The organism is Butyrivibrio sp. AE3006, from assembly GCF_000424165.1.
In the GTDB taxonomy this organism is placed as follows: Bacteria; Bacillota; Clostridia; order Lachnospirales; family Lachnospiraceae; genus Butyrivibrio.
This window is the reverse complement of the sequence record NZ_AUJJ01000018.1, coordinates 58,809-71,858: the sequence shown is the minus strand read 5'-3', so window position 1 is coordinate 71,858 and position 13,050 is coordinate 58,809. Positions and strand designations below refer to the sequence as shown.

Here is a 13,050-nt window from a genome sequence, read left to right as displayed (position 1 = left end):
GGATACAAAGAAATGGCAAAGAAACCACTTGGACTCGATAAATCCGGTGTCCAGAAAGTAATGAGAAAGGGAGATTATTTTGCGGACTCTTTGGGACAGTTCGCCCTTAATTCAATGTCAGGTCTTGTCGGACAGCTGACATACTTCTACACAGATAAGGCTGCGATGGCTGCGGGAGCTGTTGCAACAGTGTTCTTTATCTGTAAGATCATTGACGCGTTCACAGATGTGATCATGGGAAACATTGTTGACCATACTAAGCCCGGAAAAGAGAAATACAGACCATGGCTTTTAAAGATGGCTATTCCGGCTCTGGTAATACTAATCATGCTCTTTACGGTGCCACAGGGTGTTTCGGATTATGTTAAGATAGCTTATATGTTCGTTACGAACATCCTATTAACTGCAGTTATCTATACAGCAATCGCTATTCCATACGGTTCGCTTCTGGTTGTGAGGACAAACAGCCAGGAAGAGCGAGGCAACATGGGAATCTGGCGTGCAGCAGCCGGCTATGTTTCAGGAATGGTAATTGCTATCGGAATCATTCCTATCACTAACATGCTTGGCGGTGATCAGGCAGCCTGGATCAAGTTTGGGGGTGGCTTTGGACTGATGGTAGTTCTTGCACTTCTTATCTGTTACAAGAAGGCAAGAGAGTGCGCTGTTGAGACCGGAAAAGAAGCACTTCCAGCAGATCAGCAGGATGATGAAGAGCCGGTTCCGTTTAAGGAAGCTTTAGGAAACCTTTTCCGCAATAAGTACTGGGTAATGATCCTTATCATGGGTGTTATGTCAAATATCTCTTATGGTATAGGCGGATCTTCAGGAGCCTATTATTGCAAGCTTATCTACGGCGACGACAACCTGACCGGTATTCTCGGTGCAGTTGGTCTTTTGCCTACACTGATCGGATTTATCGCTGTTGGTCCTATGATTAAGAAGCTTGGCGTAACCAGAACGCTTAAGGTTTCATTCTTTATCGGCATGGTTACTACAGCACTTCGTATCATAAATCCATCAGCCTTCTGGTACAACACAATCCTTGGATGCTTTGCAACATTTGCTAACATCCCTATGATGTGCCTTATGGGTGTTATGACTGCCATGACAATCGATTACAATGAGTATAAATTCGGTAAGAAGATGGTTGGTACAAGTAATGCAGCAAGTGGATTTGGTGGAAAAGTCGGTTCCGGTCTCGGGGCGTCACTTGTAGGCTGGTGCCTAGCAGTTGCAAGCTACGATGGCCTTGCAGAGGTTACTACACCTGCAGTAAGACAGGCAGTATTTACCTTTGGTATCTACATTCCACTTTTACTGTTTGTGGTAATGTTCATTATTACTCTTTACTTTGACCTTGAGGCTAAGCTTCCTTCAATGAGAGAAGAGATCGCGAAAAGAAAAGCTAATAAGTGATACGGAAATTTGAGGCGGTGAAATTCCGCCTCAAAAACCATTTATGGAAGAGGTGTAAATATGCAGCAGTATGAAACTGATCATTTAAATCTGGTACTGGATAACGCAGCCGAGTGCACTGTGCTTCTTAAAAAGAACGGGAAATTTCCTATAGAGAAGCCCTGCAAAATAGCAGCCTACGGCTCAGGTATGCGCTATACGATCATGGGTGGCACCGGGTCAGGAGAAGTCAATACCAGATTTTCATATACGATTGAAAAAGGTTTGGAAAAAGAGGGCTTTGAGATCACCACAAAGAAGTGGCTTGATGAGTATGACGAGGTGAGGGAAACCGCCAAGAAAGAGTACTATAAGACTCTTAAGAAGGAAGCCAAAGATAAGCATGAAAACCCCATCATGTATCTAATGGGAAAAGAGCTTTTGGAGCCATACCACGGACTGGCTCTTGATGCTGAAGGCGGAGATGTGTGCATCTATGTCCTTTCAAGAAACTCCGGAGAGGGGAGTGACAGGAAGGTCGTAGAAGGCGATGTAAAACTCACAAGATCAGAAGTGAGGGACATCATTGCTTTAAATAAGAAATATGACAGATTCATGCTGGTTCTTAATGTTGGCGGGCCGGTGGATCTTGCACCGGTTATGGAAGTTGGAAACATTCTCATTTTGTCACAGCTTTGCTCTGACATGGGAAAAGTGCTCTCCGACATTCTTACAGGCAAACAGAATCCTTCAGGGAAGCTGACCACAACATGGGCAGCTTTTGAGGAATACTCAGCTGAGGGCACATTTGGCGATTTCAATGACAATGAATACAAAGAAGGCATTTACGTGGGATACAGGTATTTTGATACCTTTGGGCATAAGGCTCTTTTCCCGTTTGGCTTTGGACTTTCCTATACAGACTTTGAAATCAGCTGTAAGGACGCAGAGGCGAAAGGTAGCGTAGTCACCCTCAAAGCTGTTGTAAAGAATACAGGATCTGCCGCAGGAAAAGAGGTTGTTCAGGCCTATGTGACACTCCCAAAAGGGGAACTTCCCAAGGCATATCAGGAACTGGCAGGCTTTGCAAAAACAGGTCTTCTTGCACCGGGTAAAGAGGAAGAGATTGTGATTTCTTTTGACCTTAAAGACCTTTCTTCTTATGACGAGAAGAGCGCCTCATACATTCTTGAAAAGGGTGAATATATCGTAAGAGTCGGAAACAGCAGCGCAAATACGGAGGTCATATGTGTGGCCGGCCTTGATGAGAAAGTTACTGTTCTTAAGACCAGAAATTGCCTTGGCGATCCTGGATTTAAAGATATTACAGCGCCTTCCTTTGACAGGGGGAATGTTCCTGCTAAGGCTAAGAGAATCCTTATTGATGCAAAAGACTTCTCCTGCGGCGAAGTTTCTTTTGACAGGAAATATGAGATTGATGATAAGGTAAAAGAACTTTCGGATGAAGAACTGTGTTTTTTGGAAATCGGTGGATTTGACCCAAATGCCAAGGGCCTTTCAATAATCGGGAATGCTGCAACTCATGTGGCAGGAGCAGCAGGTGAGACTACTTCTTTGCTTGAAAACAAAGGCATTAAGCCACTTATCATGGCTGACGGACCCGCGGGACTCAGACTTTCCCTTGAGTACTACGAGGATGAAAAGGGTGCTCACGGTGTAGGCGGAGCAGGGATGATACCCGAGAGCATGCAGGAAGCCATGGGCCCGGTGGCCAGATTCATAGCAAATCTTTTAACCGGCGGAAACAAAAACCCAAAGGGAGTAACTATAAAGGAACACGCTGCAACCAGGATACCCATCGGCACTGCCATCGCACAGAGCTTCAATGTGGAGTTTGCTGAGAGCCTGGGCGATATTGTCGGAGATGAGATGGAGCGTATGGGAATCAATCTGTGGCTTGCTCCTGCGCTCAACATCCACAGGAGCATCCTTTGCGGAAGGAACTTTGAGTATTATTCAGAGGATCCGCTTGTATCGGGACTTATGGCAGCGGCCATCACCAGAGGAGTTCAAAGGCACAAGGGCTGTGGCACAACCATCAAGCATTACGCTGCCAACAATGCTGAGACTAACCGTTACTGCAACAACTCCCATGTGAGTGAGAGAGCTATGCGAGAGATATATCTTCGCGGTTTTGGAATCTGTGTAAGGCTTTCACAGCCTCACGCTTTGATGACCAGTTATAACCTCTTAAATGGCATACATACAGCCGAGCACAGAGGGCTTATAGAAGATATTCTTCGCTGTGAGTTCGGCTTTGATTGAATAGTTATGACCGACTGGGTGATGAGCATGATGGACAGCAAGAACTCCATCTACAGAAACTCATTGTCAAATGAAGTGGCAAAGGCCGGTGGTGACCTGTTTATGCCCGGTGGCAAGAAGGACTATGAGAATGTTTTAAATGCGCTTAAAGCCGGAACTCTTGACAGAAAGCAGCTTGAGATAAACGCCTCCAGAGTTATAAAGATGGCTGCGAAACTGGCCTGACTTCCCAAGTGAGAGGAATAATAAAATGAATTTATATGACCTTAGAATAGAATATGACAAAGCTCCTTTCGGACTTTCAGTAAAAAATCCAAGGTTTTCCTGGAAACTTAAGTCCGGCAGGACCGATACCATGCAGAAGAACTATCGCATTGTTGTCACTGAATCTGATAGCGGAAACACTGTCTGGGACAGCAAGTTGATAGAGTCAGATGCATCAATACATGTGGAGTATGCGGGAGATGCTCTTTTAGATGAGACGGCATACAGTGTTCACGTGGAAGCCTGCGACAATCATGATGAAAAAAGCGAGATTGAAGGCGGTTTCGTTACCGGTATATTTGACCCTGCAAGCTTTCAGGCGCGCATGATCACCCACGACTTGTCAGAGGATAACAAGAGCTGTCCTGTGTTCTACAGTTCTTTTGCTACCAGGAAAAAGGTTAAAAGAGCTGTTGCCTACGTCACAAGCTACGGCGTTTATGAGATGAGCGTAAACGGAAAGACTGCAGGAGACCTGAGAATGGCTCCCGGGTGGACCAGCTACAAGAACAGGCTTCAGTATCAGATCTATGATATTACTGAGCTTATTGATAAAAGAAACTTCGTTGAGATCACAGTTGGAAACGGATGGTATAAGGGCATCCTTGGATTCACTCTAAAGCCCAATAATTATGGTGACAGGGTTGCTGCTTTTGCTGAGATTCACGTTTTCTATGAGGATGGAAGCTGCGACAAGATCTTTACTGATGAGAACTGGGGCGTAAGAGAAGGGCAGATTCTATCAAGTGAGATCTATATGGGAGAGTCGGTAGATACCACAAAAGCTGATTTTGCAGAGGGTAAGGTATCAGTAACGGAGTTCGATCCAAAGACCCTTGTTGCCCAGGAAAATGAGCCTGTCAGGGTAACAAAGAGGCTTAAACCCGTAAAGATATTTACAGATCCCGAAGGCAATAAGCTTGTGGATTTCGGGCAAAACCTTACAGGTGTTGTTGAGCTTAATATAAAGGGCAAAAAAGGGCAGAAGGTAACAGTTAAGCATGCTGAGACCCTGGATAAGAACGGAGTCTTTTATCCTGAAACTTTGCGAAAAGCCGTGTCCATAGATGCGTTTGTGCTTAATGGAGAGAGGCAGGTTCTTTCACCTAAATTCACTTTCCATGGCTTCAGGTATGCGAAGATCGAAGGCATTGAGGATCTCACAGAGGACATGTTCACAGCTCTGGTGATCCACTCTGATATGGAAGAGATCGGAGATTTTGAGTGCTCAAATAAGAAGGTCAATCAGCTCTATAGCAATGTGACCTGGAGCTTTAGGGATAACTTCCTTGATGTTCCGACAGATTGCCCTCAGAGGGACGAAAGGCTCGGCTGGATGGGAGATGCCCAGGTTTTTTGCTGGACTGCTTCAGAGATCAGAAACACAGCCAGGTTCTACAGCAAATGGATGAAGGATATTGGTGCCGAGTCATCTCTTGAAAAGGGTGTGCCTCATGTGGTTCCGGATATACTGGGCTCCTACAGTTCGTCAGCCTGGTCGGATGCAGCTGTTATCATTCCATGGGCTGTTTATCAGACCTATGGCGATACAAGGATTCTTTCAGATTCCTGGCAGTGCATGCATGAATGGGTTGATCATATAAGGAATCACTGCGGCGATAACGGCCTTTGGCAGACCGGCTTTCAGTACGGTGACTGGCTTGCGCTGGATAAGGAGGAGATGGCTGACAGGACCGGTGCGACAGACAAGTATCTTATAGCAAATGCTTACTATCTGTATGTGACCGATATTGTGAGAAAGACAGCCAAAGTTCTCGGACATTCCGATGCCGAAAAGAGCTACTCTAAGCTTTATGAAAAGACCCTTGAAGCCTTCAGGAGTGAGTATTATACCTCGACAGGACGTATCGTAAGTGAGACACAGACCGGGGCAGTGATATCTCTTTTCTTCGGCCTGGCAAGAGAAAAGGACAGAAAGCGAATCCTTGATGCTTTGGTTGAAAATATAGCTGCACACAAGAATCACCTGGTGACAGGTTTTGTAGGAACTCCATACCTTTGCCATGTGCTTTCCGAGAACGGCGCTCATGATCTGGCAACAGTTCTTTTTATGCGTGAGGACTATCCTTCATGGCTCTATGCCGTAAATAAGGGGGCAACAACGATTTGGGAGAGATGGAATTCTATCACACCGGAGGGTGACTTTGATGTGTCCGGAATGAACTCTCTTAATCACTATGCCTATGGTTCGATCGCAGACTGGATGTTCAGGAAGATAAGTGGAATCGAGCAGCTTGAGCCCGGATACAAGAGATTCAGGGTAAAGCCGATGCTGGTGAAGGGCATTTATTCTTTCGACAGGTCTTTTGAAACCATGTACGGAACCATAGAGAGTCATGTGAGCTGCAAAGATAGAAGGATAAAGGTTAAGGTTGTTGTTCCGGTTAATACTACGGCTGAGTTGACCCTTCCTGAGCAGACTGAGACTAAGGTGCTTGGTTCCGGAACCTATGAGTTCGACTATGCTACTGATACGGATCTGACTGTGGAGAGATACAGCATGGAGAGCACTCTTGGCGAGATATTGCAGAATCAGCTTGCAAAGGACATGTTTGAACAGTTCGCACCGGGAATGCTGGATAATCCCATGATCGGATATGCCATGGGCATGACTCTTACGGAGATGCTGGTTCAGGCTCCTGAAGCAAAGCCTATGTATGAAGCTGTAATAGCAGCTCTTAATGTGCAGGAAAAAGCAAATAACCAGTGCGTGGCTTGTGATGGAGATATAAGAAAATACTAAAGATCGACATGGGTAAAGCTCTCTTCCTGGAACTATCCTGCAATTGCAAGAAAGAATCCTTTCTATGCACAGGTATGGGACTGCCAGCACAGTAAGGATGAGACATACGAGATTCCTATGAAATACAGTGCTTATGATATAACAAATGAATTAAAGAATAAGCTTGGATTGTGATTATCTGATGTATATGTCACTGGAGAAGATACGCTTCTCCAGTGATATTTTTTGAGTATAACTGGGGACTATTGTGATACATAGAATAAGGGTATAATCGATTATATTTGAAGTATAAACGGTTAAGCAAATCGGAGATTGGAGGGGGAAACTATGTTAGAAATATTAAAAGCGAGGTTTCAGGATAATAAGAATCTTCATATGGAACTGAGTTGGCTTGACGTGGAGAAACGTTTGCTTGAGCATCAGGGCTCCATGGATGTTTTGAGAAGGATGGAGGAGAGCGGCGGAGAACCGGATACCATCGGCTATGACGAAAAGACGGGAAAGCTAATTTTCTGCGACTGCGCAAAGGAGTCCCCTTCTGGGCGCAGAAGCCTGTGCTATGACGAAAAGGCATTACAGGGGCGTGCTAAAAACCCGCCGTCAGGCAGCGCCGAATGGAAAGCAAAAGAAATCGGCGTTTTGATCATGACGGAGGAACTCTATCGCCGACTGCAAAGTCTCGGGGAATTTGATTTGAAAACGTCAAGTTGGATCACTACGCCGGATGATATTCGCGACAAGGGCGGTGCATTGTTCTGCGAACGACGTTACGGAAGGGTTTTCACATTCCATAACGGGGCGGATTCGTACTATTCCGTGCGCGGGTTCAGAGGTTATACGCTTATATAAATTGCATTTTCTGTAGGAAGCAAAGAAAAAGTAGATGAGCTTACGGAACGATTGAAACAGGACGGCTATGAGGTCATAAGTGGTCCGCGAACCACAGGTGACGGATACTATGAAAGTTGTATCATAGGAATTGAAGGCAATCAAATAGAGTTGACGATATAGGTAGCATACGTATTAAATATCATAAGCAATAGATCACAAATAAGATAAATGAATATGCCCACGTAATTGCCATGTAGTTGTTTATAACGGCTATGTGGCATTTTTATATTATAAATTAGTTGACAAATACAACTAATGATTTTATCATTTAAATCCATAGGAGGGCATTCGATGGATAAGGTAAAACTATTTCGAGAAAGTACCAGAGAATTAGAACGTAATCTTGAGAAGTTAAACAGTTCTGATTGCTGTCAATGTAACGTCAATACATCTCAATGCTTTCTGGTTGTTGAGATAGGCAGAAAACCCGGAATATGTGTAAAGGAACTTGCTGAACTTCTTAAGATGGATAAAAGTGCTGTAAGCAGATCTGTAGAAGAACTTGTTCAAAAAGGATATGTTTTGCGAGAACCTTCAAAAAGGGATCGTAGGTGTGTAGTGCTTAATCTGACTGATGAAGGAATGGCAAGATTCAATACAATAGAAAAAGATATGAATTTGAAGTTTGAGAGAGTTTTTTCGATGATTTCAAAGGAAAAACAGAGTCAGGTTTTAGAGGCATTAAATATCTATAATGATGCGATAAAAAAATCGGAGGTGGAATGCTGTGATTAGAGAAATGAGAGATGAAGACTGGGGGACAGTATCAGAGATTTACAAGCAGGGATTAGAAGAGGGAACATCAACTTTTAATATAGAGTGTCCTGGTTTTACTGAGTGGAATGAAGGTCACGTAAAGAATTGCAGGTTTGTTTTTGAGGAAGAAGGGAAGGTTGTAGGCTGGATAGCGTTAAGTCCTTCTTCGAGTAGGTGCGCATATAAAGGCTGCGTTGAAATGAGTGTATATGTTGATAGAAACTATAGAGGTCATGGGATAGGAACAGCTTTGGTAAATACGATTATCAAAGAAGCTGAGAAAGATGGATATTGGAGCATATATTCTGCAATATTTTCAATTAATAAAGCAAGTATAGCCTTACACAAAAAATGTGGTTTCAGGGAAATTGGCTATAGGGAAAGAATAGCTAAAGATCGATTTGGAAAATGGCAGAACACAACTCTTATGGAGTACAGAGCTTCATAATTAGTTTATAGGAGAAGCTACTTATGACTATTGAAGAAAAAGCAAACAGGATTATTGAAGATATACGTAATGAAAAAGGCGTAAATCCTATCAAGATGTTTAAGTCAATGGCAAAGAAAGCGTATATAAGCATGCATGGGCCAGAGCATCATATATTAGATGGGGCATGTCTTTTAATGGCTTATCATAATGCTGGTGGCAAAATAGATATAGACTATGCCTTGGAGAAGCTTTTGAAAGAAGGACTTCGGATGCCGGGAGCAATGTGCGGACTGTGGGGAATATGCGGAGCGATAACATCTATAGGAGCAGCTCTTTCTATTATTGATGGTACAGGACCACTTTCTGAGGATGGCACATGGGGAGATCACATGGCATTTACATCAAGCGCCATAGGAGAGCTTGGCAAGATAAATGGCCCAAGATGTTGTAAAAGAGATGCTATGATTGCGTTCAAGCATGGAATAGAGTACGTAAGACAGCACTACGGTGTGCAGATTGAATATGAGAAGCAACACTGTGAGTTCTCATCGCAGAACCAGCAGTGTATCAAAGAAAGATGCCCTTTCTTTGGATAATGGAAAGCTTTTTGTTCCGGGCGATTTAGAAATTATGGAACTTTGAATTTCAGGTTAATAGATTAAAGGGTTAAGGATTATTAGCTGATGATATCGTTCTTCCTATGTTATTTGGAGTTGAGGGAGTTCTTTTCTCAGCTCCTGTAGCGGACATTGTAACATCAGTAGCTGTTGTTCTGACGGCAAGAAGTGTAATTAAGGAGCTTGACTCAAAGAGCACTGTTGTAGAAACAGCTGCCGAAAAAGCACAAGCGGCTTGATTTGCAAAGCCACTTGCTTGGAATAGTAACTTTTATTTACTATATATGCTTAATTCTTTTGCAGATCCTGATTAAAATTGACTAAAGGAGTGAATAGCTGTGAAACGAAAAACAACAGACGAGACCCTTGCGGAGTCTTTCTTGGAAAGAGTGTCAGTAAATGTGCTATTTTTAAGTAAGGAGGAATCGCGATCATCACATTGATTGCATGTTTTTTATAGAATATGTATAGAGTCAAGAGAATAATACCATACGTTTGTACAGTTCTGTTAGTAGCGCTGATGACACTATTTGCAGAAACTTTAAATGAGAAGGAGATTATATTTCCTGAGATAACAGCATTAGCAGTTGGATATATGGTGGCAAAAAATAGAAGCTGGAAGGTTAATGGAAAGCGTATGCTTTCACTGATAACAGGCTGTGCGATAATAGGAGTGTGCATTGTAAGATTTGTTCCGTTTGATACGTATATCGAAGTGATTTTGGCATTCACAATCGCTCAGGTAATCTTTATGTTTTCAGGAACCACGTTTGCACCATTTGTCTCAGCAATAGTGCTCCCGGTGATGATGCATACTACAAGTATAGTGTATCCTATAGCTGCATTTGTACTGACATTACTTGTAATATTGTTTCATAAACTTTTTCTATTTCAGGGAATCCGAGCAGATGAGGAATATGTTCCTGTGATGCTGAATTCCAGGGACGATATGGTAGATACTTCCATTAGAATCCTTTGTGTGACAGTAATAGCCGGTGTTGCATTCAGAACGGGTTATAGATTTGTTGTGGCACCTCCGTTACTTGTGGCATTTACTGAGTTTTCCAGGCCAAGGAACAAAACAAGAAATATGCCAGTCAAAACGGTGGCAGTGATAACTGTGTGTGCCATAATTGGTGTGATTTCAAGATATTTCTTTGCTATTTGGATAGGGCTTCCTATTACGATTTCAGCAATTGTTGCTACAAGTGGTATGCTTATCGTTATTCATTTTACTAAGATGTATATGCCACCGGTTGGCGCTATTACCATGCTGAGCATGATAATATCTGAAAGCGTACTAATCACATATCCGATTCAGATTTTTGTAGGAAGTAGCTTGATTCTTTTTCTGTCCCGGATGATTTTCATGAGACGGCAGGATAACAAGCTTTATGAAAAAGAACATGAACTTCATGCAGAATGAGTTATAGGTTGTATTTCCTCACATATTGCACGGATCTCTTCACTGAAAACAGTATCTTTGGGCCAGATGAAGGTAAAATCATGTTTTACCCTAAAGTCGTCAAGGGGGATTGTTTTCAGATATCCGGACTGCAGTCCTGATGCAACCGCTGCTTTATATAAAAAGGTGATGCCACAATCTTTTTCAATAAGGCTTATTATGGCATGCATGTTCTCCACCTGGGTAAAATTCCTAAAATCACTTGTGGAGTAATTGTTCAGGGCAAGAGCTCTTTCCAATATATTGCGCGTTCCTGAACCGGGTTCTCTTATAAGAATTCGCTCGGGAAAGAGATCTTTTATCACGCGTGGCTTCTGATTGAAAGAGTGCTTTGCCGAACAGACAGGAACGAACTCTTCTTTGCTAAAAAGCAGCGTTTCATAATCATTTTCAGGGAAATATCCTTCTACAAGTGCAAAATCTATAACACCGTCGGAGAGTTTTTTAAGAAGCTCCGATGTGTTGCCAAATGTAATCTTAAGATTAGTATCCGGGTGATTTTTTATGTAATCACTGATCGGATCAGCAATTATGTATTCTCCTATGGTCATGGTGACACCAAAAGAGATGTCTTTTAAGCCATGGTTATTCTTTGAAAGTATTTCTTTGAGACTTTCATCATCATTTTTTATCTGATTCATTTTTTTATACAGGAGTTTTCCGTTATCAGTTAGAAAAAGTTTTTTTCCATCCTGAGTAAACAGCTTTGTCCCGTATTCATTTTCAAGATGATGTATGTGCTGAGAAACAGCGGGCTGAGTAATATTCAGCTCCTTAGACGCCTTGGTGAAATTGAGGTGCCTGCAAACACATAGAAAGGTATCTATCCTGAAATCCAGCATAATCAGTCCTCCCTAACGATAAGAAATGTTTATGGATATATAATAATATATAATTTTATCTTTTTCAAAAGACAGAATAGAATAAGACCTGCGAAAGAACAGATTAAAAAGAGAGAGAGGTCTTGAGATGGATTTTTTGAAAAAGAATTACATGGGAGTAATAGTATGCTTCACTATTGCAGTTCCTTCATGGCTCCTGGGAAAGCGCTTCCCTGTCGTTGGCGGAGCGGTGATTGCAATCATTCTGGGCATGATAATAGCCCTGTTCTGGAATGACAAGGGGAAGGCGGCTGATGGAATAAAGTTTACATCAAAGATAATTCTGCAGGAGGCTGTTGTCCTCCTTGGATTTGGTATGAATCTTTCGGTCGTTCTTCAGACCGGGAAACAGTCACTTCCTATAATTATCTGCACGATTTCAACATCGCTTATCCTATCATGGATTCTTCATAAGGTTATGAATATCAAAGGAAACACAGCTACTCTTATCGGAGTTGGCTCATCAATATGCGGCGGCTCAGCAATAGCAGCTACGGCTCCTGTCATTGATGCGGATGATGATGAAGTGGCACAGGCAATTTCTGTGATATTTTTCTTTAACGTGCTGGCAGCACTTCTTTTTCCTTCGCTGGGAAAGCTTATAGGTTTTGATATCACAACAGGAGAGGCTTTCGGTATTTTTGCGGGAACTGCAGTTAATGATACTTCTTCCGTCACCGCAGCTGCATCAACCTGGGATAGTATGTGGAACCTGGGGAATCAGACTCTTGATAAGGCAGTTACGGTCAAGCTTACAAGAACACTGGCTATCATACCTATTACACTGGTACTTGCGTATCTGAGGGCAAGGGAAGCAAAAAAGGATGGAAGTTCGACAAATGGCTTTAGCTTTAGAAGAGCATTTCCGATGTTCATAGTCTTCTTTGTGATTGCTTCAATTATCACAACTATTTGCTTGAGAGCAGGTGTCCCTTCTTATGTTTTTAAGCCACTTAAGGAACTTAGCAAGTTCTTTATAATAATGGCCATGGCTGCTATTGGCTTGAACAGTAACATAATCAAACTAATTAAATCAGGTGGGAAGCCGATTTTGCTTGGCGGCTGTTGCTGGATCGGAATAACAGTTGTCAGCCTTTTGATGCAGCATGTAATGGGAATATGGTAAAAGAAAAATAGGCGTTGACAAATACTCCCCCCTAGTATATATTGCAAATGGTAGGGGGGACTATTTTGTCGTCCCGTATTTATTGTCAAATTATGAACCAAAAAGACTATGAAATTTTTGGATGGACCTAGGGAATCCACCGCAAGCGGTACCACCCTTAGGTCGAAGAATG

General features: G+C 42.6%; 12 protein-coding genes and 1 pseudogene. 12 read left to right on the top strand and 1 reads right to left on the bottom strand.

The annotated features are described in order from the left end of the window. Positions 1–12: 12 nt before the first annotated feature. The 11 genes and pseudogenes from G603_RS0110205 to G603_RS0110165 all read left to right on the top strand — a co-directional run bounded on the left by G603_RS0110205 (position 13) and on the right by G603_RS0110165 (position 10,832). Complete coding sequence (locus tag G603_RS0110205; protein ID WP_026670167.1) at positions 13–1,419, top strand: MFS transporter; 1,407 nt, start codon at positions 13–15, stop codon at positions 1,417–1,419. 60 nt (positions 1,420–1,479) lie between these two features. Continuing rightward, positions 1,480–3,684, top strand: a complete 2,205-nt coding sequence (locus G603_RS19940; RefSeq protein WP_242834868.1) for a glycoside hydrolase family 3 C-terminal domain-containing protein — start codon at positions 1,480–1,482, stop codon at positions 3,682–3,684. A gap of 27 nt (positions 3,685–3,711) precedes the next feature. After that, entirely contained in the window at positions 3,712–3,909 is a 198-nt protein-coding gene (locus G603_RS22835; protein ID WP_242834867.1) for a hypothetical protein, read from the top strand. Positions 3,910–3,934: 25 nt separating this feature from the next. Continuing rightward, positions 3,935–6,712, top strand: a complete 2,778-nt coding sequence (locus G603_RS19935; protein WP_051207707.1) for an alpha-L-rhamnosidase — start codon at positions 3,935–3,937, stop codon at positions 6,710–6,712. A gap of 327 nt (positions 6,713–7,039) precedes the next feature. Next, on the top strand, positions 7,040–7,561 hold the full coding sequence (locus G603_RS0110190) for a DUF4256 domain-containing protein (RefSeq protein WP_022760379.1): 522 nt from the start codon (positions 7,040–7,042) through the stop codon (positions 7,559–7,561). Then, positions 7,562–7,723, top strand: a pseudogene (locus G603_RS23305) (VOC family protein); the annotation flags it as partial. Positions 7,724–7,894: 171 nt separating this feature from the next. Next, positions 7,895–8,338 carry a MarR family winged helix-turn-helix transcriptional regulator gene (locus G603_RS0110185; protein ID WP_026670165.1) on the top strand — a complete coding sequence of 148 codons (444 nt, stop codon included), beginning with the start codon at positions 7,895–7,897 and terminating at the stop codon, positions 8,336–8,338. After that, complete coding sequence (locus tag G603_RS0110180; RefSeq protein ID WP_242834866.1) at positions 8,331–8,807, top strand: GNAT family N-acetyltransferase; 477 nt, start codon at positions 8,331–8,333, stop codon at positions 8,805–8,807. The genes G603_RS0110185 and G603_RS0110180 overlap by 8 nt, the downstream gene beginning before the upstream one ends. Before the next feature lie 23 nt (positions 8,808–8,830). After that, positions 8,831–9,385 carry a DUF5714 domain-containing protein gene (locus tag G603_RS0110175; RefSeq protein ID WP_026670163.1) on the top strand — a complete coding sequence of 185 codons (555 nt, stop codon included), beginning with the start codon at positions 8,831–8,833 and terminating at the stop codon, positions 9,383–9,385. A gap of 104 nt (positions 9,386–9,489) precedes the next feature. Continuing rightward, entirely contained in the window at positions 9,490–9,645 is a 156-nt protein-coding gene (locus G603_RS22365; RefSeq protein ID WP_155829974.1) for a hypothetical protein, read from the top strand. 281 nt (positions 9,646–9,926) lie between these two features. Further along, on the top strand, positions 9,927–10,832 hold the full coding sequence (locus G603_RS0110165) for a hypothetical protein (protein WP_022755918.1): 906 nt from the start codon (positions 9,927–9,929) through the stop codon (positions 10,830–10,832). Here the strand turns inward: G603_RS0110165 and G603_RS0110160 are convergent. Next, the gene (locus G603_RS0110160) at positions 10,820–11,713 is read right to left on the bottom strand and encodes a LysR family transcriptional regulator (RefSeq protein WP_022762002.1); all 894 of its coding nucleotides are present in this window, start codon (positions 11,711–11,713) and stop codon (positions 10,820–10,822) included. The genes G603_RS0110165 and G603_RS0110160 overlap by 13 nt on opposite strands. 127 nt (positions 11,714–11,840) lie before the next feature. Here G603_RS0110160 and G603_RS0110155 point away from each other — a divergent pair, with 127 nt between their 5' ends. Beyond that, positions 11,841–12,878 carry a YeiH family protein gene (locus G603_RS0110155; RefSeq protein ID WP_022762003.1) on the top strand — a complete coding sequence of 346 codons (1,038 nt, stop codon included), beginning with the start codon at positions 11,841–11,843 and terminating at the stop codon, positions 12,876–12,878. Positions 12,879–13,050: the final 172 nt, after the last annotated feature.